This is a genomic window from Alkalimarinus coralli (genome assembly GCF_023650515.1).
Taxonomy (GTDB): domain Bacteria; phylum Pseudomonadota; class Gammaproteobacteria; order Pseudomonadales; family Oleiphilaceae; genus Alkalimarinus; species Alkalimarinus coralli.
This window is the reverse complement of sequence record NZ_CP096016.1, coordinates 1,959,551-1,981,943: the sequence shown is the minus strand read 5'-3', so window position 1 is coordinate 1,981,943 and position 22,393 is coordinate 1,959,551. Positions and strand designations below refer to the sequence as shown.

General features: G+C 43.5%; 14 protein-coding genes. 10 read left to right on the top strand and 4 right to left on the bottom strand.

The window, feature by feature from the left end; all coding sequences use genetic code 11:
* Positions 1 to 42: 42 nt before the first annotated feature.
* The 7 genes from hrpA (at position 43) to dinG (ending at position 13,117) form a co-directional block, all read left to right on the top strand.
* Positions 43 to 3,939, top strand: coding sequence for an ATP-dependent RNA helicase HrpA (gene hrpA, locus MY523_RS08740; protein WP_250658395.1), 3,897 nt, complete (start codon positions 43 to 45; stop codon positions 3,937 to 3,939).
* A gap of 144 nt (positions 3,940 to 4,083) precedes the next feature.
* On the top strand, positions 4,084 to 5,205 hold the full coding sequence (locus MY523_RS08735; RefSeq protein WP_250658394.1) for a beta-ketoacyl-ACP synthase III: 1,122 nt from the start codon (positions 4,084 to 4,086) through the stop codon (positions 5,203 to 5,205).
* Positions 5,206 to 5,317: 112 nt separating this feature from the next.
* On the top strand, positions 5,318 to 6,061 hold the full coding sequence (locus tag MY523_RS08730) for an MlaA family lipoprotein (protein WP_250658393.1): 744 nt from the start codon (positions 5,318 to 5,320) through the stop codon (positions 6,059 to 6,061).
* 168 nt (positions 6,062 to 6,229) lie between these two features.
* Positions 6,230 to 7,702, top strand: coding sequence for a DUF3336 domain-containing protein (locus MY523_RS08725; protein WP_250658797.1), 1,473 nt, complete (start codon positions 6,230 to 6,232; stop codon positions 7,700 to 7,702).
* Positions 7,703 to 8,097: 395 nt separating this feature from the next.
* Positions 8,098 to 9,858 (top strand): ExeA family protein, encoded by a 1,761-nt coding sequence (locus MY523_RS21840; protein ID WP_275975292.1) that lies wholly within the window; start codon positions 8,098 to 8,100, stop codon positions 9,856 to 9,858.
* A gap of 19 nt (positions 9,859 to 9,877) precedes the next feature.
* A complete protein-coding gene (locus MY523_RS08715) occupies positions 9,878 to 10,882 on the top strand; it encodes a general secretion pathway protein GspB (protein WP_250658392.1) in 1,005 nt (334 codons plus the stop codon).
* 78 nt (positions 10,883 to 10,960) lie between these two features.
* Positions 10,961 to 13,117 (top strand): ATP-dependent DNA helicase DinG, encoded by a 2,157-nt coding sequence (gene dinG / locus MY523_RS08710; RefSeq protein WP_250658391.1) that lies wholly within the window; start codon positions 10,961 to 10,963, stop codon positions 13,115 to 13,117.
* Positions 13,118 to 13,512: 395 nt separating this feature from the next.
* Here dinG and MY523_RS08705 read toward each other — a convergent pair whose 3' ends face one another.
* Both MY523_RS08705 and MY523_RS08700 read right to left on the bottom strand, forming a co-directional pair.
* A complete protein-coding gene (locus MY523_RS08705) occupies positions 13,513 to 16,224 on the bottom strand; it encodes a winged helix-turn-helix domain-containing protein (RefSeq protein WP_250658390.1) in 2,712 nt (903 codons plus the stop codon).
* A 120-nt stretch (positions 16,225 to 16,344) separates the two neighbouring features.
* Positions 16,345 to 17,124 (bottom strand): sulfite exporter TauE/SafE family protein, encoded by a 780-nt coding sequence (locus MY523_RS08700; RefSeq protein ID WP_250658389.1) that lies wholly within the window; start codon positions 17,122 to 17,124, stop codon positions 16,345 to 16,347.
* Between the two features lie 151 nt (positions 17,125 to 17,275).
* Here MY523_RS08700 and cysB point away from each other — a divergent pair, with 151 nt between their 5' ends.
* The gene (cysB, locus tag MY523_RS08695) at positions 17,276 to 18,253 is read left to right on the top strand and encodes an HTH-type transcriptional regulator CysB (protein ID WP_250658388.1); all 978 of its coding nucleotides are present in this window, start codon (positions 17,276 to 17,278) and stop codon (positions 18,251 to 18,253) included.
* A 56-nt stretch (positions 18,254 to 18,309) separates the two neighbouring features.
* On the opposite strand, the gene MY523_RS08690 is transcribed toward cysB, so the two are convergent.
* Positions 18,310 to 19,038, bottom strand: coding sequence for a phosphoadenylyl-sulfate reductase (locus MY523_RS08690; RefSeq protein WP_250658387.1), 729 nt, complete (start codon positions 19,036 to 19,038; stop codon positions 18,310 to 18,312).
* Positions 19,039 to 19,266: 228 nt separating this feature from the next.
* Here MY523_RS08690 and thrH point away from each other — a divergent pair, with 228 nt between their 5' ends.
* Positions 19,267 to 19,878, top strand: a complete 612-nt coding sequence (gene thrH / locus MY523_RS08685) for a bifunctional phosphoserine phosphatase/homoserine phosphotransferase ThrH (RefSeq protein ID WP_250658386.1) — start codon at positions 19,267 to 19,269, stop codon at positions 19,876 to 19,878.
* Positions 19,879 to 19,957: 79 nt separating this feature from the next.
* Here the strand turns inward: thrH and pabB are convergent, their stop codons facing one another.
* The gene (gene pabB / locus MY523_RS08680) at positions 19,958 to 21,382 is read right to left on the bottom strand and encodes an aminodeoxychorismate synthase component I (RefSeq protein WP_250658385.1); all 1,425 of its coding nucleotides are present in this window, start codon (positions 21,380 to 21,382) and stop codon (positions 19,958 to 19,960) included.
* Between the two features lie 251 nt (positions 21,383 to 21,633).
* Between pabB and MY523_RS08675 the strand changes: the two genes are divergently transcribed.
* Positions 21,634 to 22,209: a hypothetical protein gene (locus MY523_RS08675; protein WP_250658384.1), complete on the top strand. Its 576-nt coding sequence runs from the start codon at positions 21,634 to 21,636 to the stop codon at positions 22,207 to 22,209.
* Positions 22,210 to 22,393 lie beyond the last annotated feature (184 nt).

The following is a 22,393-nucleotide window of genomic DNA, read 5'->3' as shown; positions in this document are numbered from 1 at the left end:
TTTTTTGCTTAAATATTCAAACTTGTTTCAGACTAGCTTTATATGACTGTAAATAGACAGAAAATAATTAGAGAACAACTCACCGATTGCCTTATCAAAGATCAGGCATATATACGTCGACGCCTTCGAAAAGTTGATCAAATCAAAGATTTGGCAAAAAAAGATAAGGCGTTTGATGAGTTGCAGTCAAAGGTCGAGAGATCCAAAGCGCGAGTCATTGCGAGACAGAATGCAGTTCCAGAAATATGCTACCCACCAGAGCTACCAGTAAGTCAAAAAAGTGACGAAATAGCAGCCGCGATTAAGGATCACCAGGTTGTGGTTGTGGCCGGTGAAACTGGTTCGGGTAAAACAACACAGATCCCCAAAATCTGTATGCAGTTGGGTAGAGGGGTTAAAGGTATTATCGGACATACCCAGCCTCGCCGCCTGGCTGCTCGATCAGTCTCAATGCGGATTGCAGAAGAAGTTGGATGTGAATTAGGTGGTGTTATTGGTTATCAGGTGCGCTTCAACGATCAAGTGTCTGATAATACTCTCGTCAAGCTAATGACAGATGGTATCTTACTGGCGGAGATTCAACGAGACCGTTTTCTAAATGCCTATGACACCATTATTATTGATGAGGCCCACGAACGAAGCCTCAATATAGATTTTTTATTGGGCTATCTAAAGCGTTTGTTGCCCAAACGACCGGATTTAAAAGTCATTATTACCTCTGCAACCATTGATGTAGAGCGTTTTTCAAAGCATTTTAATAATGCGCCAGTGATAGAAGTAAGCGGCAGAACGTATAGCGTTGAAACGCGATATAGGCCGCTTTATGAAAGTGATGATGGAGACGAAGAACGAACCCTTAATGACGGTGTTTTGCAGGCCGTTTTAGAAATAATAGACGAAGAGAAAATAACTAAAAAGCCGTTGGGCGACATTCTGGTTTTTTTGCCGGGTGAACGAGAAATACGGGATTTGGCAAAATACCTGCGAGATTACGATATAAAGGATACAGAAGTACTCCCTTTATATGCGCGGCTGGGCGCGGCTGATCAATTGAGAGTATTTAAGCCGCATCGTGGGCGCCGTATTGTTCTGTCAACCAATGTCGCAGAAACATCGATCACCGTGCCGGGTATTCGTTATGTGATTGACCCTGGCACCGCACGCATCAGTCGTTATAGTTATCGCTCAAAGATTCAGCGCTTACCCGTCGAGCCAGTGTCTCAGGCCAGTTCTAACCAGAGGAAAGGACGCTGTGGGCGAGTTGCAGAAGGCATCTGCTACCGGCTTTATAGCGAGGAAGACTTTAACAATCGCCCAGAGTTTACCGACGCCGAAATTTTAAGAACCAATCTGGCCTCCGTTATTCTTAAAATGATTGATTTAGGCTTTGGCCAAATTGACCAGTTTCCGTTTGTAGACAGCCCTGACAAACGACTCATTAACGATGGCTTTAAACTTCTGTTTGAGCTTGGTGCTGTTGATGCTAAAAGAGATATGACTGAGCAAGGGAAAATGCTCGCCAAAATTCCCGTTGATCCGAGAATTGGTCGTATGTTGATCGAGGCGAACAAGCAGGGTAGCCTTAGTGAGGCGCTTATTATCACAAGTGCTCTGAGCATACAGGATCCAAGAGAACGTCCGGCGGAAAAGAAACAGGCCGCGGATCAAGCCCATGCCGCCTACAAAGATCCAGATTCTGACTTTGTTGCATTTGTAAATTTGTGGAATAGTTTTGAGCAAGAACGGCAAGCGTTATCCAGTAACCAGTTAAAAAAGCATTGCATAAAAAACTATTTGTCTTTTATGAGAATGCGAGAGTGGCGTGAGGTTCACAGGCAGCTCCACCTGATATGTAAGGAGCTTAAATTTAAAGAAAACCCGGTTGCTGCGAATTATGAATCAATACACCGCGCTTTGCTCTCAGGACTCTTGAATAACATTGGTGAGAAAGACGAAAAAAAGGAGTACAAAGGGGCTCGTAACCGACACTTTAATATATTTCCAGGGTCGGCGTGTTATAAAAAGCCGCCTAAGTGGGTTGTTAGTGCTGAGCTGGTCGAAACCTCTCAGGTATTCGCCCGCGTTAACGCAAAAATAGAGCCCCAGTGGGTCGAGCCGCTGGCGGTACATATTGCTAAGTGTTCTCACTTTGAGCCGCACTGGGAGCAGAAAAGAGCTCAGGTGGTAGCTTATGAGCGGGTTTCTCTATATGGGCTTGATATTGTACCTAGACGAAAAATCCACTATGGCGTTATTGACCCGGCCATTTCTCGTGAGCTGTTTATTCGTCATGCGCTGGTTCAGGGTGAGTTTCGCTCTAAGGCGCCATTCTTGCGTGAAAACCGCGAACTTATCGAACAGGTTGACGAGCTTGAAACGCGTATTCGAAAGAAAGATATTCTAGTTGACGATGATACCCTTTTCGATTTTTACGCCGAAAGAATACCTGAGAATATTATAAGTGGACGCCATTTTGAGTCATGGTGGAAAAAACTTGATCAATCAGCGTTGTCTGAATTACTACTGACAAAAGACTTCTTAATGAAGAGGGAGGCATCGGAGGTCAACGAGTTGAACTACCCGAATGCCATTCAGTTAAATAATATCAATTTTAAGCTTAACTATAACTTTAAGCCAGGCCAGGAAGGTGACGGTGTTTCGATTGTTGTTCCGAAAGGGGCTGTAAGGCAGCTTCCTTTAAACAGGCTTGAATGGCTCGTGCCAGGGCTGTTAAGGGAGAAATGCATCCAGCTGGTTAAGTCGCTGCCAAGAAGCATTCGCAAGCAATTTGTACCGGTTCCTGACTATGTTGATAAGGCGCTAGAACATATTCAGCCGAGTAATGAGCCTGTGACAAGGGTTCTAGGACAGCAATTAACTCGCATGACCGGGGTTAAGATACCAGAAGAGAGCTGGAATTCTGAAGGGGTGGATGATCATCTGAAATTTAATGTTCAGGTTGTTGATGACAAAGGGAATGTTGACCAGGAAAGTCGCGATGTGCTGGGCTTGATGGAGCAGTTCAAAGATGTTGACTACAACATGGCTGCCGGGAATGAAAAAGACCAAAAGCAGTACCAGACTGAATTTACTGACTGGGGTTTTGGTGAGTTGGAGCTTAGCAAGGAAGTAGACCAGGGAGGAATTAAATTAAGCCTTATTCCTTGTCTGGAAGATCAAGGCCGCTGCGTTAAGCTCGCCCTTTCAAATGATCGGTTGACCGCTGATAGACGCACTCGCAAAGCGATTGCTCGATTGAGTTTGCTGGCACTCCCAGAGCAGGTGAAATTTACCCTCAGCAAGCTCCCGAAAATGCAGCAAACAGGCTTATTGTTTGCGCCCTACGTCAAAGCCACTGATCTTGCAGATGACTTGCTAATGGGTAGCATAATTCAGCTATTGTCTAACCGTGAAATACCCCGTACCTCAGCACAGTTTGATAGCTGGCTCACCGATTGTCGGTCTGCCTTGTTTGATCACACCAGCGAGTTAGCGTTGTTGCTTAATAATATTGCACAGCAGCACCATCAGTTAATGAAACAGCTTAAGGGCAAGATAAACCTGGCACTGGCTCACTCAATGGCTGACCTAAAGTTTCAGCTGAGTAACTTGGTCTATAAAGGTTTTATTTCTGATACACCACAAGAGTGGCTGCAACATTACCCACGATATTTACAGGCAGCCAGCGACCGTTTGGAGAAAATGCCGCGAGAAATGGGAAATGAGAGGGCATTTTTAACCACTATTGAGGGATGTTGGGAGCAGTACAACAATCTTAGACAGCAACATGAGCAGCAAGGGATTTTTGATATTGAACTTCAAAATTATCGATGGATGATGGAAGAGCTTAGGGTATCCTGGTTTTCCCAAAAGCTAGGGACGGCTATGACTATTTCGGAAAAACGTTTGAATAAACAGTGGGGCCTTGTCAAAAAGTAGTATCAAACAACTAATTACGGCACTATTGCTGCCTGGGTACTAGACTAACGTTTATGCGCGATATTCTATAATATTGTGTTAATATTTCTCTTTGTTTACTAACATCAATTTTTACATTTTTACATTTTTACAGTGGGGTATAAGGTGATTAAAGCGGCAATCAGTGGTACAGGACTCTACACCCCTCCAGAATCTATTTCTAACGAAGAGCTAGTCGAGGCGTTTAATCAGTATGTTGCAAACTTTAATGAGCAGCATTCTTCAGATATTTCAGATGGAATTATCGAGCCTTTACAGGCCTCATCAGCTGAGTTTATTGAGAAAGCATCCGGCATTAAAAACAGACGAGTGATCAATAAGTCTGGCATTCTTGATCCTTCGCGAATGAAGCCTTTCATTGCAGAACGAAGTAATGATGAGCCAAGCATCCAGTGTGACATGGCTGTTGCAGCAGCAAAAGAAGCGCTCTCCCAGGCGGGTAAACAGGAGTCTGATATTGATGCGGTGATCATCGCATGCTCAAATATGCCAAGAGCCTATCCAGCGCTATCGGTTGAAGTTCAAAGTCGGCTGGGTATCGATGGTTTTGCGTATGATATGAATGTTGCTTGCTCGTCTGCGACGTTTGGCCTCCAGGCGGCAGTCAATGCGGTAGAAAACGGGACTGCCCGCGCGGTGTTGGTTATTAGTCCGGAAATCTGTACGGCACATTTAAACTTTAGAGATCGTGATAGTCATTTTATTTTTGGTGACGCCTGTACAGCAATTGTAGTAGAGCGCATGGAGGATGCATCAGGCGACAATATTTATGAGGTTATTGGAACTAAATTGAAAACGGTGTTCTCTAATAACATCAGGAATAACTTTGGCTTTTTAAACCGTTGCGATGAGTCTGGCGTCGACAAACCCGACAAGCTATTCATCCAGCAGGGCCGGAAGGTCTTTAAAGAAGTCGTGCCTATGGTTGCATCAATTATTAGTGACCACTTAAAAGAAAATGACTTGTCACCTGAGCAACTTAAAAGAATGTGGCTACACCAGGCAAACTTGAGCATGAACAAGCTGATCTCCAAAAAGGTATTGGGGCGTGACCCTAACACTCTTGAAGCGCCGGTTATTCTTGATGAGTATGCCAATACCAGCTCAGCAGGGTCAGTTATTGCGTTTCATAAATATAAAGATGATATTGAAAAGGGAAATATCGGTGTTATCTGTTCCTTTGGCGCAGGTTATTCGGTAGGCAGTGTGTTACTGCGAAAGTGCTAGAAGGTGTTATGTTGATGAATCTTGCTCATTGCCTTAAATGATGCGACGTATAGCGCCCACAAAGAAACAAGGATGTTTAGAATTTTTTATCTCACCAAGGAATAGAACTTCAATGCGTAAGTTGGTTATTAGTTTTTTTCTGTTGCTATTACTCCCTTTCAGTGGAACTGCTGCGGTAAATGAAAATGCGTATGGCGCAGAAAATCCGGTAGATGTAGACCCTTGGGAAGGATTTAATCGAGCCATCTTTTCATTTAATGAGACACTTGATGAGTATTTGTTTAGGCCTGTAGCCGTTGGTTATAAAACCATTACCCCGTCAATTATTGATAAAGGAATTACCAATTTTTTTGGCAATATTTCTGATGTCGTGAGTATCAGCAACTCGCTTTTCCAAGCCAAAGGCGGGCAGGCAATTGAAATGACAACACGGGTAATCTTTAATACCACGTTTGGTCTCGCCGGGTTTTTTGATGTATCAACCAGCTTTGGTTTGGAAAAGAAAAAAGAAGACTTTGGCCAGACCCTTGCCGTTTGGGGCGTAGGGGCAGGCCCTTATGTTGTCTTGCCCTTTCTTGGCCCGTCTACTGTTAGAGATACAAGCGGTGTTGTGGTTGATATCTTTCTGGATCCACAATACTACCAGTCTGAATCATTGGGCGCTTTTGTCGCAAAGAAAGCTATTTGGTTCATCGATCTTCGCGCTGACTTACTCGCGTCTGAAAACCTTATAATGGGCGACAAATATACGTTTATTCGAAACGCTTATATTCAGCACAGGGATTTTCTGATCAATGACGGTGTCGTTGATGACCCGTTCGCTGATGAAAGCTTTGATGACTTTGAAGATTTTTAAATAAGCAACAGAATTTAAGGTCAAGCTGTGAGTGTGCAGCTTGACTCTGGTGCCTTTGCATACCCATCCTGTTTTAGTTACATTTGTTAACAGCAAAATTGAGTAACCCTGCCTATAGTTAACACTGTATGACCTTAAATTTCCCCTTGTAAAGTTGTCTATATAGTGATGATCAATAAAGCTAAAAAATATAAAAAGATGATGCTTGAAGCCCGAGACTATGAGTCTTGGAAAGGTGCGGCTCTGGAACTTGATTATATCGACCGGAATGTTGAGTGGAAGGAGGCTTTTGCCTCTGATTTATACAACTACGAATTAATTTATGATCGCCTTAGCCAGCTACGTGAATGTAGCCAGAAAAAAGATCACGACCTAATGATCCGCGCACTCAGAGAAGGGTTGCATCACGATTTAGGAAATATGGGCAACAGCGAATTATACAATCGCAGTAACATTGGTACTAAACATCTCATTGAGGAGTATATTAACCAGGTATGTGAATCGCTCAACTATATTTGCGATAACGAGATTAAAGAACTTCCTAGTAAGAAGAAACTCGACTTCTTTAAAGACACTCTCCTCAGTTACGGTCGTCCAGCGCTATTACTTAGCGGCGGGGCCTCATTGGGTATGTTTCATATAGGGGTAATCAAGGCGCTATGGGAGAGGGGCTTGTTGCCGCAGGTTGTTGCTGGCTCAAGTGTTGGGTCAATTATGGCTGCAATGTTGGGCACGCACACCGATGCAGAGCTACCAGAAATGCTTGACCCTAACCGTCATAATCTCAAGGCCTGGAAATGGCTAGGGATAATGAGTGGCTTGAAAGGTCAGGGCTTTATGGATCAAAAACAGCTTGAAAGCTGTTTGAGAGCCAATATTGGTGAATACTCATTTCAGGAGGCGTACGAACGAACAGGAAGAAGCATCAATATTACTGTTTCACCCGTACACGAACATCAAAAAGAGCGTTTATTAAGCGGGTTTACATCACCATACTTGTCCGTATGGAGCGCAAGTTTGGCATCTTGTTCGGTGCCGGGGATATTTCCTCCTGTTAAGCTGATGAAAAAGGATGTTGATGGCAATCTGGTGCCGTATATGTCAGGGCTTCGTTGGGTGGACGGCTCTGTAGTAAGTGATTTACCGGTTGAAAGACTGATGCACTTGTATGATGTAAACTTTTCCATCGTAAGCCAGACCAATCCGCATATCGTTCCTTTTATGGCGATGAATAGAAAGAGAAAGCTAACTGGGCCACTTTCGTTACCGGCTCGAGTCTTAAAGTCTGAAATTCAATTTCATGGAAAGGCAACTTTTGATTACCTAAGAAATAGTGTCGATAACGAGTTGTTCAGGCAAGTCTCCGGGCATATGTATTCTATTATGGCGCAGAACTATTATGGCGATGTAACGGTTTCGCCTCATTACAGTTGGCGGCACTACATGAGTATTTTACGTAACCCTTCGCCTGACTTGGTTAAAGAACTTATTCTGGCTGGCGAAAAAGCAACATGGCCGAAGCTAGCCATGATCAGAACGCATGCCAAAATTAGCCAGACACTTGAAAACTGTATATCAAGGCTAAAAGTTAAAGCGAATAGATCGAGGGCAGATTTACGGGTCATTGCTAATAACGGCTAGTTTGGTTTAGCCAGGGTCGTTTGTTTCAGTCTGGGTCGTTTGTTTCTGTCCGAATGGCTTAGTCCTTACTTTCGGTTCTAGAGAGTCTGTTTAATTTAGTTGGCCAAAATAATATAAAAGGGAGTTTTCTTTGTTGCGCCGGCCCGTTATCATGAACCCTCATTAAGGCTGAGGCGTTACTCAACACTAAGTGGGCTAGCCAGTTTAAGTCTTATCTGGATAGCTTGAATCTTATCTGGAAAGCTTGAATAGCATATGTTGTTGAGCCGATTGCAGTCTTCTAACAACCGTATTGTACTTTAAACTTATGGCGCTTTAGTTATTCTATGTACCGCGATTATTTCGGTCTGAAAGAGCTTCCTTTCTCAATAGCACCAGATCCCCGATATTTATATATGAGTGAGCGCCATAAAGAGGCGCTGGCACATCTGTTGTACGGCGTATCTGGGCAAGGGGGCTTTGTCGTACTGACTGGTGAAGTAGGTACAGGAAAAACAACGGTCTGCCGTTGCTTTCTGCAGCAGGTTCCTGACAACACTGATGTTGCATTTATAGTAAACCCCAAACTTTCTGCGCGAGAACTTCTTGCCAATATCTGTGACGAATTCGGAATTCAGCACCCCCATAGTGCGTCAATTAAAATCTATAACGACTTGATTAGCCACTACCTTTTGCAAGCACATTCTGAGGGACGTCATACGGTGCTCGTTATCGATGAAGCACAAAACTTGCGCATCGATGTGCTTGAACAGCTGCGGCTGCTAACGAATCTAGAAACGTCAGAAAAGAAGTTGCTCCAAATTATCTTGTTAGGTCAGCCCGAATTACAGGATATGCTTGCCCAGAAAGAGCTTCGTCAGCTTGCTCAACGTATAACGGCACGGTACCACCTTAAGGCATTAAACAAAGAAGAGGTTACTGCTTATATACGTTACAGACTCGCGGTTGCAGGTCAAAAACAAGATCTCTTTAAGCCAGGAGCAATTAAAACGATATACCGTAAAAGTGGCGGTATCCCCAGATTAATTAATCTCGTCTGTGACAGAGCGCTGCTTGGTGCATACTCTCAAAGTGCCACTGTCGTCGATGCCAAGAATATTAAGCAGGCTTTTAATGAGATCGGCGCAGAACAGAAAAAAAACGTCCTTTCAATTATTCCAAAATGGGTGGTAACAGGCGCGGGTATGGGGGCTGTATTTGGAGCGCTACTCATATTTCTAGTCGCGGGTTTTCTGGGCAAGGATAAGGAACTTTACTCTGACCGCCTGTCTGATGGTGATGCTTCTAATCAGGATATAGCTCAAACCAATAGCGCTTTGGATGATGCTAGCAACACAACAGCTCTTCAAGCAGCGGAATACTCTGAACGCTGTGTTGAAGGAGATGATAGTTGCGATACTGGCACCGAAGGCGCTCACGTGCCCCGGCCGCTGAATAGCAGCTTTGGTACTGTAAACAGGTCAGGGTTCGACCCCAAAAAACGTTATGGTACTGATTACGTTGGCAGTCTTAAATATACTGCCCCGCCGTTTAATAACAAGTTAACGGCATACCAGGCAGTGCTTTCGGTATGGGGCGTTAACTATACCCAGCACAAGAGCAAGTTAGTGTGCGAGTTTGCAGAGTTACAGGGCCTTGGTTGCCTCCATAAGCAAGGAAACTGGAGGGGGTTGCTGCAAATAAACAGGCCTACAGTGATGAAACTTTCGAACCAGAAAGGTCAGCCATTTTACATTGGCCTGCTTGCTATTGAGGGTGATTACGCCAAAGTTGCTATAGGAAACAAAACTATCTGGACGTCGTTAGATGCGATAGACCAGCAATGGTACGGGGATTATTCAGTTATTTGGAAGCTCCCTCCTTACAAGTCGAGAGTGATAACCCCTGGCACTGTAAATGACCCTGATAAATGGCTGAATAGCAATATTACCAATGTTAAAGCGTCTCAGGCCTCGCAAAAAGGAGCGGAAACAGCTGTTGGTTTAAGTGACAACTCACCAATCCAGGAAAAGATACAATGGTTTCAACGGTCTGAAGGCTTGACCCCTGATGGGATTGCCGGCGCGCTGACGCTTATTCACCTAAATAATTACATTAATCCTGATATTCCAACACTGGTTAGGAAATCGGTACAACCAGGATCGCCAAGATCTTAGCAGACAACGGGATTATTGAATGTCATATATATTAGACGCGCTTAAGAAGTCTGAAGAAGAAAGGCATCAGGGCCAGGTTCCTAATCTAGGGAGTAACTCTACTCTGATCCATAGCTCAAGATCTAAGGCAGTCGTTTGGCCGTGGGTTATTGGTATACTGCTAGCCATTAATATATTTGTTGTGGCGTATTGGTTTTTGACCAATAAGCCAACGCATGGTGACGTAAAGTCTGAATATGTGGAAGAGCAAGTCGACCAAGCGTTTAAGCCGATCAATTATCCAGACAGCTCAAGCCATCCCCAAATGACTGGGAGGCCTTTAAGCCTTCGGGAGCAGGTCCAAACCGAGTCGTCAGAGGTTTCAACGGGATTGGCCAAGCAGGTGGTTCAAAGCAATGATCAAAGCGCTGTATCTATTCAGAGCAGTAACTCAGCAGATGCTGCCGAAAACAAGCAGCCGGCTTCGGCAGCATCAGAGAAGAGGGTAGAGCCTAAGCGCATAGCCCTTGATAGCACAGTCCTTGATAACACAATCCCGACGAGTGTTGTTTCTGAAAATCGCCATGCTTCCATCGAAGAGTCCGCGATTGCTGATGTACAGCTGAAAGAAGAAGCTCCGCTACTGATAACGCCAAAAGGAAAGTCTCGACCTTATACCGGCCCTGGCTACCAGCCGTTAGCACAAAATGATGGGGGGCAGCTTATTAAACCTCAAACTGAGATAAATGCTTCGAAACAAAAAAACGTTGAGGAAATAAGCGAAATAGAGAGCACTGATATCATGCATATCACGGATAAGCCACACTCGTTTCAGCTCCAGATACCCGACATGGCTTTTAATAGCCACATTTTTACAAATGAACCCAGCTCTCGACGGGTGATGATTAACAATATTTACTTGAGGGAAGGACAATCCTTTTCAGGTATGAAGGTAGAGCAGATTACTGAAGAGGGCATTATTTTATCGTTAGAGGGCGAGTCATTTAAAATAGGCGTTCTGCGAGATTGGTATTCACCAAGGTAGAAAGAATTTAGATCAAAGGCTGCTCAATATAATTTTCACCGGCGCGTTAAATGTGTCCCACACCTCAGTAGAACCAAAATGCTAACTGATGAAGTTAAAGCAGAAATTCAATCTGCATACTCAGCGTTTCTTGCACAAAAAAAATATAAATCCCGCTATGGCCAGCGCCAGATGATAGCCGAATTCGCGCGTTATCTGGGCGGGATAGAGTCAGATTCAAATGGCAATAGAAAATCCAAACACAAAGTTTGCGTTGTTGAGGCTGGCACAGGGACAGGTAAAACACTGGGCTATTGTATCTCGGCAATTCCTCTGGCGTTAAATAAAAAGAAAAAGCTGATTATTTCTACTGCGACAACGGCGTTACAAGAACAAATCGTGGCCAAAGATCTGCCGGATATTGTTAAGAACAGCGGATTAAAATTTAAGTTTGCGCTGGCCAAAGGGCGGGGCAGATATATTTGCTTAAGTAAACTTGAAACTCAGTTGGCTGATGATGGCGAAGCGCAAGATAGTCTTCCACTATTTATGATTGAGAATGGGCTTGGGTCGCCAGACAATAAACCTCTCTATCAGACCATGTTTGCAGCTTATGCAAATCAGCAGTGGGATGGTGACAGAGATAAATGGCCTGACAATATAGAGAATAAAGCCTGGAGCCTTATTACCACAGATAACCAGCAATGCTCGAATCGTAGGTGTAGTTACTTTCACAGTTGTAGTTATTATGAGTCGCGTAAATTGCTCGAAGACGCTGATGTCGTCGTTGCAAATCATGATCTCATTCTCGCCGACTTATCACTGGGAGGCGGTGTTGTATTGCCTGCTCCAGAGGAGACTATTTACGTTTTCGACGAAGCCCATCATTTGGCAGATAAAGCGCTAGGCCACTTTGCAGTGCACTCTCCATTGAAAGGGACTCAGAACTGGTTAAAGCAGATTACCAAGGTGTTTTCAGAGCTGTTACCGTTTATAAAGCCTTCATCTCGGCTTCAAAAAACGGTAGAAGAGATTAGTAATACGGCACAGCCGATACATAGCAAAATCGAAGAGCTATATCAGCAGATGGAGCTATCGCTTGATTGGGATGCAAATGACGATAAGTTTGGCCAAAAGCCTGTTCAACAGCGAGATAACCAGGTTTTATCCCGCTTTAGCGAAGGTCTGGTTCCAGACGAGTTGAAAGCAATTACGTCAGAGTTATTAAAGCTATTTATCTCTTTATGCCGTTTGGTAGATGAAATTAACAACGATATCATTCGCTCTATGGATGAAAAATCTGACGCAAGTTTGGATAAAGAAGATAGCGAGCGTTGGTTTCCGGTTATCGGATCAATACTTTCACGAGCACAGTCATACCAGGACTTGTGGCGTTTCTTTTCAGTAGACGATGTAAAAGGTCAACCCCCATCTGCGCGTTGGGCGGTTAAAAAAATATTCGACAACCATGAAGATATAGAGTTGTTTGGAAGCCCGCTAATGGCAGACAATCTTTTGTATTCCCGCTTATGGTCGAAGTGCTACGGAGCCTTGCTGACCTCTGCTACGTTAACTTCATTAGGCAACTTTCATCGATTGACCAATAAAACGGGCTTGCCTGAAGAAAGTGCATACCTGGCGGTCGCAAGTCCTTTTCATTATAGTGATGTCGCGACGCTCTGCTTGCCGGCAATGAAATCTGATCCAGGTAATAGTGCGGATCATACGGAGGAGCTTATCGAGCTGTTTCCTTCGTTTATCGAAGGCCATCAAGGTACGCTGGCCCTTTTTAGCTCAAGAAAGCAGATGAATGATGTATTAGATGGCTTACCCGGCAGCTTAAGAGAGCAAATAATCAGCCAGGATGAGATGAGTAAGCAAGAAGTAATCAAGGAACATAAAAGAAAGGTTGATGAGGGCGGGAAGAGCGTTATTTTTGGCCTGGCCTCGTTTGCGGAAGGGATTGACTTACCGGGAGATTACTTAACCAATGTGCTTATAGCCAAGATACCGTTTGCAGTGCCCAATGATCCCATTGAGGCCGGCCTGAGCGAGTGGATCGAGTCAAAAGGAGGGAACCCGTTTATGGAGATAACGGTTCCTGAAGCCTCTACTAAACTGATACAGGCATGTGGTCGGCTGCTGAGAACTGAAAGTGACTATGGGCAAGTTACACTGTTTGATAGTCGAATGATGAGTCGTCGGTACGGTAAGATGATATTGGAGTCACTGCCTCCCTTTAAACGAAAGTATTAGTAGAATCCTTTGCATGACTACTGCGCTCACAAATACGGCGTTAAAAAATGACTCAAAATGCTCATTTATTACATATAAACTCCGCCTTTTCGTCATTTTTTGCCTTGTCTTTGCATCGCTCATAACGTCGTGCAAAGGTCTCTAGTAAACTAAATTGCTGAATACCAAAAATTTTACAAAAAAAACGGCAACAATAATTAATTGTCGCCGTCCGCTGTATTAGTGCTCGTTAAATATGCACTTTAATTTTTACAGATACATGGTTGATAAATAAAACACAAGGCCTGAATTTGTGCTTTGTTCAACCTGTCTCTCGATGGTTTCAATAATAAGGGGGAGGGGGGCGTAGTGTAATCGTCCAAAAGGCGTATTTGGTATAAAAGTTCACGATAAAATTATAATAAACCATACTCCCTTGCCTTGGCGAGAGCCTCAGTACGGCTTTTAGCGCCGATTTTTCCGTATATATTACGTATATGGGCTTTCACTGTTGCTGGAGCCAAAAAAAGTTGGTTAGCAATAACCTTGTTGGCTAACCCTTGGTTAATTAAGTTTAATACTTCCTGCTCTCGTTGGCTTAGTGGTTCTTGCATCGGGTTTTCTGGCTTTTGAGATGGCTCCTCTACTACTTTTTGGGGCTGGTTATTGTGTTGTTGAACATCAAGAGCCAGGTGCAATTCACGTATATAGCTACCTGGGATTGCAACGTCATCTGCAAGCAGGATTATGTCTTTAATTGCTAGTCCCTCCTCGCAAAAGATTCTAATAAAACCATTCTTTGATGTTAGTTCGAGCGCTTTGTTTATAGCGTTTCTTGCTTGCTCTATGTTGTTCAGCTTGCCGTATGCCAATGCTTGAACAATCCATAACTCAATCAACAAGTTGATATGAGCCCCGGCTTCAGCTTTTTTGAGTACACGGTTTGTTTTATTGATCGCATCTTGATAGTGCCCATTTGCAATCAAAACCCGAGCAATTGTATTGTCTGTTTGTTCATTATTAATAGCAGAAGGGGAGTTGTGCTTTTTACTTGCAAGATCAGCCCAGTGTGCTGCTTTTTCGTGTTCGTTTAATGCAAGATAGCACCGGGCTCGTAATGCATCGATAGAGGGGGGCTCAAACATCAGTGTATCCTGCTTGTGCTGATACATATTTAATGCATCATCCAGCCAATTAATTGCATTGTCATAATCACCGGTAGAGAACGCCAAGTGTGCCCTAACATACTGGATCATAATATGCTGGGCAGGCTCTGTACCAGCCTCCAGGTGCTTAAGCAGCGGGTTGATATATGACTGTGCAACGGTCAGTTGGTTCTTTTCTCTATATATTTGCGCCAGTGCACAATTTTGCCAGCATGATACGAGTTTTGGCTGGGAAGGGTCGTGGTAGCTATCGATCCAGAGCTGGTTGCTGGTACAAATTTCTCTGGCGAGATCTAGCTCTCCCTGATAGTAAAGAATCCAGCCGAGCAAGCCAGTACTGGAGAGTACTGTGGAGTATTTCTTTTCCTTTTTTCCATGTTGTATGGAGGCTTCGAGGGCTGAACGGGCCGATATCAAATCACCTTGAGCAAAGCAGTCCATGCCCAGCCCGTAGTAGGTAACAGACTTAAGTGGCATATTGGAGTTGTCCAAATCTTGCAATACTTGCTGTGTCAGGCTGCTCGCGCTAGTCAGGTCACTTTGAGTCCTCGCTAAGTAAGACCTGATAAGTGATATTTCACTGTGTAACGCGAGCGCGTCTTGTGCGGCGGGGTGAGAGTTGCACACTCGTTCGTCAAGTATATCCTCCAACCGCTCAAGTAGAGGTGGGATAATATCTATTTTATTACCAAAGAAGAGTGCCCATACTTTAAGCATTAATAGCCTGGGGTGCTCATCAAGGGTTTCCTCAGTGATAGATGACAACCAATCAAGGACTGATAGGTGATGCCCCTCGTGTATTAAGGTATTCCCATGTTCTTCAAGCACATTAACTAACCATTGTTGGTCGTCAAGCTCAATTAGTTGGTATATTGCTTCATGTATCTGGCCATGACTCAGTAGCCAGTCGATAGCGAGTTTCTGTAGTAATTGAAGCTTTTGCGGGTTTGTTTGCTTTAGGCGTTGTAACAGCGACTCACGAAAAAGGTCGTGATAACGAAACCAGTTATTGTGTGTATCGAGAGGAATGATAAATAGGTTTATTTTGTCTAACTTTTCCAGGTAGCTCTGGCTGTCGTCTTGCTCTCTGATTGCGTTACACAATTGTGCATTCAGGCGAATAAGGCATGATGTGTATAAAAGGAACTCTTTTATTTGTTCTGGTTGTGAGTCAAGAATCTCACTCAAAACATAATCGCTGATCAGCCGGTCTTCGCCAGAATAGTTTTGAAAAACTGCAAAACTGCTCGCAGCAGAGGGGTTTCCTTGTGTTGAAATAACGGCAAGTTGCATAGCGGCAACCCAGCCCTCTGTTTTTTCTGTAGCAATCGCAATATCTTCGTCGGATAGGTTGAGCTCCATGTATTGGTTAAAGAATAAACGGCTCTCTTCCATGGAGAAGGCCAGGTCGTGCGCATGGATTTCATCAATAACATTTTTTACTCGCCACCTTGCTACCGGCAGCGTCGGCTCAATGCGGCTTGTGATAATAAGTTGTATAGAAGGGGGCAGGTAATCGACAAGGAAGGCCATCGACTGATGGATTTCTTCGTTTACTATTCTGTGATAATCATCAAGTACAAGGTAGATCGGCGATGGTGAACTTAAAAGGCTAATTTCGTTAACGAGGGCTGTTACTGCGGCCTCAATTGGAAGTTCTTTTTGTGCGAGAAGTTGCTGGGGCTCTTTGCCAAAGGACGCAAACGTATTGCTAAACGAGCCAATCAGGTACTGCCAAAATCGGCTTGCGTCGTTATCTGCATCATCCAGTGAAAGCCAGCAATACTCACTTTTCTGATGATGAATCCACTGGGTGACCAAGGTTGTTTTGCCATAGCCCGCTGGTGCTACAACTGTAATGAGCTTTCGTCCATGACGGTTATCGAAACGGCTAATCAGGCGGCTTCTCTCGACGCTCTTTGGATTGTATGCAGGGGCTAAGAATTTCGTTTTTAAAAGCATCGAAAGTGTATATATCCATATAATTGAATAACAGCTGTACGAAAATTCTCCTACAATTCCGTTGCTTGTCAAGCAGTAGTATTTATGCGGAGAGCCAATTTTCTGTATGCCCTGTTAGAGCTAGAAAAAAGCGTATTTTACACCAATTATCAATAAAATGCTGGCTAGAGTGGGCTGAAGAACCTTGTCAGGTAATCTTTTACCTAACATTGTCCCAAGGTGAATGGCGGGTAGCGAGCCGATCAATAGGCTGATTAACAATACAAAATCAACGTTTCCAAGCGAAAGATGGCCTAAACCTGCAATCAGGGTAAGAGGAACCGCATGTGCGATGTCTGTGCCGATCACTTTTATTGGACTTAAATGCGGGTAGAGCACGAGTAAAACAGCAGCGCCGAAGGCACCAGCGCCTACTGACGACAATGTAACACAAATGCCTAATAAAACGCCCATTAACGTTGTAAGGCTATTACGGTGTTGAGATAAAAACGAGTCTCCATTGAGTTTGGAATGGCTCAGAGACTGCAAGCGTCTTTTAAATAACAGCACTACCGATGTGAGAATCAGCATCACGCCGAGTGTTGTAACAAGCACATGGGAATAGCTTTCGGGGTCTTCAAAGAAAAGGTTAAGAATTATTACTGTGACGATAGATGCAGGGATGCTTCCCCGCGCAAGCCTAAATACCACATCCCACTGTATTGTAGATTGACGTTGGTGAGAAAAAACCCCGCCTCCCTTGGTTATGGCTGCATAAATGAGGTCAGTACCAATAGCTATGTTGGTTGGAAATCCAAAAAGCAGTAGCAGGGGAGTCATTAATGATCCACCTCCAACTCCGGTGACTCCAACCGCTAAGCCCACCCCGGCACCGGCTAAAATATATAACAGTGTTTCCATAAAATTGGTCTACACTACCTTATAAAGGAATAAACGAACAGAATTAGCCAATTTATAGGGTTTGATCTATTCTGAAAAGGAATATTTGTTTATATTTTTATTCCAATTTGTTTAGATGGGTCATATTGATTCAGTTGCGCCGGGAGGGTGAATGAAACTACAACAGCTACGCTATATATGGGAAGTAGCTCACCATGATTTGAATGTGTCAGCTACAGCCCAGAGTTTGTATACATCGCAACCCGGAATTAGCAAACAAATCAGGCTGTTAGAGGATGAGTTGGGGGTAGAAGTGTTTGCTCGTAGCGGCAAGCATTTGACCAGAGTAACCCCTGCTGGCGAAACGATAATAAAAGTAGCCGGAGAAATTCTGCGTAAAGTAGAAGGTATAAAACAAATAGCCCAAGAGTTTAGTAATGAGCGAAAAGGTGATTTGGCGATAGCCACGACTCATACCCAAGCCCGCTATGCTCTACCAAATGTTATTCAAAGCTTTATCAAAGAGTACCCAGATGTGTCGCTGCACATGCACCAGGGTACTCCGATGCAGATTTCAGAAATGGCGTCAGACGGGACCGTCGATTTCGCAATTGCAACCGAAGCGCTGGATCATTTCTCTGACTTGATAATGATGCCGTGCTATAAATGGAACCGGTGTGTGATTGTCCCCAAAAATCATCCGCTTATTCAGCTTTCAGAGCTAACACTTGAAGAGCTGGTAAAATTTCCTTTGGTTACCTATGTGTTTGGTTTTACTGGAAGGTCAAAGCTTGATGATGCGTTTAGTTCAAGAGGCCTAAACCCAAATGTTGTATTTACAGCAGCTGATGCTGATGTAATAAAAACGTATGTACGGTTAGGGTTAGGAGTAGGGATTATTGCAAAAATGGCCTACGACGAATCAATTGATAGTGATTTGGTCGCGTTAGATGCGAGCAAACTGTTTAGCCCAAGTACGACAAAAATCGGTTTTAGGAAAGGAACGTTTTTGCGAGGCTATATGTATGAATTTATCAATCGTTTTGCTCCGCACCTGACGAAAGAAGTGATTGATCGAGCTTATCACTGTCACAGTAACAAAGCTGAGCTAGATGAGGTGTTTCAAGATATCGAACTGCCTGTTTATTAAGCCGCAATAGCATCTATAGGGTGCGCAAGCGCACCCTATAGTAGGGAACTTACCCGCTATTTTTGGATGTTACCTACGTGCAAACCGCACTCTTTGTGAGTTGCCTCTTCCCACCACCAGCGTCCTTCTCTTTCATGTTGGTTAGGTAAAACGGGCCTGGTACAAGGTTCACAGCCAATACTGATATACCCTTTTTCGTGTAGCTCGTTGTACGGAACCTCGGACATTTTGATATAGTTCCAAACGTCCTCTGAAGTCCAGTTTGCAAGAGGGTTAAATTTAATAAGCTTTTTTTCGTTAGTCGAAAACGCTTCATCAACTTCAACCACCGCAACGTTAGATCGAGTGCCTGGGCTTTGATCTTTTCTCTGACCTGTTATCCATGCGTCAACGGTTGCTAACTTTCTTCGTAACGGTTCAATTTTTCTAATGCCGCAGCACTCAGAGTGGCCGTCTTCATAGAAACTAAACAGTCCTTTAGCCTTAGTGAGTTCCTGTAATTTTTCTGGTTGTGGGGACATTATTTCAATATCAATATCGTAGTGATTTCTCACCCTGTCTATATACCGATAAGTCTCCGGGTGCAGTCTGCCGGTATCCAAGGAGAATACCTGGAGTGGATCCGTCAGTTTATGTGCAAGTTCGATTAACACCACATCTTCCGCCCCACTGAAAGAGATGGCAATATTATTGAAATTAGACAAAGCGAATTTGAGGATTTCTCTTGGGGACTTGGAACTAAGCTCTTCGTTAAGCGCGTTAATATCGTGATCAAAACTAGTCATCTTTGCTCTCGGTGTCGTCGATTAAACAGATGTGTTTATTATGAATAATTAGCAGCTTAGCAGATAGCTAATTAGTTAAAAAAAGAATAAAAAAGCATAAATTAATAGCCTAATGCTATGTACTCTTGTGTATCTGCTGCAATGGGGCTTGCCACTCACTATAATTTCTATATTATTGTCGGCCATATACAAACCAATACACCTATTATGTGACAACTGGAGTCTAATGTGGAACTCGCTTGCCTTGATTTAGAAGGGGTGCTAATCCCTGAGATTTGGATCGCCTTTGCAGAAAAAACAGGAATTGAAGAGCTTAAGGCAACGACCCGAGATATCCCTGATTATGACGTATTGATGAAGCAGCGGCTTCGAATTCTCGATGAACACGGTTATGGGTTGCCAGCCATTCAAGAGGTTATTGGTGAGTTAGATCCAATACCTGGGGCAAAAGAGTTTTTAGATTGGCTCCGCACCAAGTACCAAGTTGTTATTCTATCTGACACATTTTACGAGTTTGCTATGCCTCTTATGGCTAAACTTGGCCATCCAACGCTGCTTTGCCACAAATTAGAGGTCAATGAAGAAGGAAAAATCACTAACTACTTGTTAAGACAGAAAGATCCGAAGCGTCAATCGGTAAGGGCATTCCAGCTTCTTAACTACAGAGTGGTAGCAGCGGGCGATTCATATAATGATACAACGATGCTCAAGCAGGCTGAGGCAGGTATTTTGTTTAAGTCGCCACAAAATGTGATTGACGAGTTCCCGCAGTTTCCTGCTGTGCACGAGTATGAAGATTTAAAAGCAGAATTTCTAAAAGCAAGTGAAGTGCATAGCTAAGCCTTGGTTTTAGTGTGGCATGGCAAAGCAGGTTTAAATTTCCAACCTGCTTTGTTAATGCTTGACGGGTTGTTTTTGATCAGCGTAATCCGCTCATTTTCTCAAGTTCATCCATTAGGTTTTTAACCTTTGTAATCGATTCCTGATACTCATCTTCGCAATGTGAGTCAGCAACAATTCCACCTCCCCCCCAGCAATAGATGTTGCTGTCTTTGCACAACAATGTGCGTATGCAAATATTACTATCCATGGTTCCGTCAAACCCCAAGTAAAAAATTGATCCGCAATAAATGCTGCGACGGTGTGTTTCGAGTTCGTCAATAATCTCCATTGCTCTTATTTTAGGGGCGCCCGTTATCGAACCGCCTGGGAACGCTTGCTTTAACACTTCAACGGGCGACGTGTTTGAGGGCTTACGGCCTGTAATAGTGCTAACAAGGTGATGGACATTAGGGTAGGTCTCAATTTTAAACAGCTCTGGAACCTTAACGCTGTTTGGTAGGCAGGTTTTGTTTAAGTCATTTCGTAATAAGTCGACAATCATTAGGTTTTCGGCTCGATCCTTCGTGCTTCTTTTTAGATCATCTATTTGGTTTTGGTCTTCGTCTACAGATATTCCTCTGGGGCGAGTCCCTTTTATGGGTTTGGTTTCTACCTCGTCCCCGTCTACTTTAATGAAGCGTTCGGGTGAAAAGCTTAGAACTTGATGGTCATTAAAGTCTAAATAGGCTGAATAGGGGGTATTTAAGGACTTACTAAGGGCCGCATATGCCTCTGCCGGGTTGCCTTGATAATTTGACGCATGGCGGTGTGAATAGTTTATCTGGTAGCAATCGCCTTGAACAATATATTGACGGATGCGGTCAAACGCTTGCTGATACTCTTTAAAACTATTGCTGGGCTTAAACCGGGACAGTAACTTAAATTTGGTAGCAGGCGCACTAGAAGGTGCAAGAGAGTCGTCTGAACCCGTATAAAAGATGGATGTAAGCTTTTCTCGTAATTGGGGGGGGCAGGTATGGTGAAATGCCAGATAAGTTGTACGGTTCTCTATGTCGTTAATTAGATTCCACTGATATATACCGCCACAAAAATTAGGGGTTGTTGTGTTTGACATCGTGTCCGGCTTTTTATTCTGGTCAGCGTTATAGTTGTACCCCATGTAACCAATGAAGCCGAAAACGGTCGGAATATTGAACTCTGATGTGGTGCCCCTTAACTGTGACGAAGTGGCCGTTAGGCTATCCTTTAGCCATTCAATGCCATTGGTTTTGGTGGTTTTGGTGGTTTTTGTTGTCCCGTTGTTATCCTCTATATAAAGGTATTGTTGATCCTCTTTTAGCTTTATAGAAGGGGCCGCCGTGATAATTTCAAAGTTGTCACTTATATCCGGCTGACCCCATCTGCCTGACAAACATGCAATCCCTCCTAACTCTTCAAGCATGCGAAGGGCTGTGTCTGTCGGTTTATATTGATGAAGGATAATGGTGCTTTTGTAAACCATGCTTAAAGAGCCGCTATAGAAAAAGGCGTATTTTAGTGGAAAGCGAATTGCAGTGATAGGTTTGAGTGTTTGAAGTTGGTGTAAGTGTTGGCTTGTGCGTGCATGTTGGTGTAGTTATCAGGGATTTAAATAGAGTATTTAATCTATTTTTGGGGGCTGTATCTATTTTTGTTAACTATTTACGTTGAAACTATATTTCGTTTTTCGTACATTCCTTACTGTCTTAAATCAATGGTTTGAAGGTGTTGCTGGTGCGTATTAAAAATAACAAGTTTTTTAAATTTATGATTGTAATGGTTTTTTCTTCCTTTACCTTCTTGGTGAATGCAGAAGAAGCGTTAGAGCTCGGTATTACTGAAGATGTTAAAAAAACAGCCTTTAATAATATGAACTACCTGATGGCGCAGAGTTTGGTTAAAGCTAAAGAGAAACTCGCTAAAGATGGTAAGTTTTACCCATTTGGTGCGGCTTTGTTTGGGGGAGGTAAAGTTCGCTATGTATGGGCTGATGTGGGTGTAGAACCGGAAAAACTGCCACCACCAAATTTGGCGTTGCCCGCAATTAGAAAAACACTCCATGTTAATGCAGTAAAAGAGCAGATTGTTGCAAGTGCTGTTTATTATATCCTTGAAGACACTAAGCCAGACGGTTCTCCCAGTAGCAAAATTGTTGTCGAGCTTGAGCACTTACCAGGTGTTGCTGTGGCCAGGGCTATTGAGTATGAGGTGGTCAATGGAGCAATTATTTACGGCAACTCCGGTGAAAAAGAGTTTCCGCCAAAAATATTTGTTAAGTCAGAGGCTGAGTCAAAGGGCTCGAAACAGTAAAGTGTTATCAAGTGTGTGAACGAATAAGATCTTTGATTCTTTTATTTTGTTGGCGAGTAACAAACTGTGACAATCTTCACGGAAGTTAACAATAAGCTACGTAGAATGACTATCAACCAAACGGCATAATAAAAAAACGCCGGGCGGTGTTATATTAAATAACAAAAACAATCTAAATTCTTGT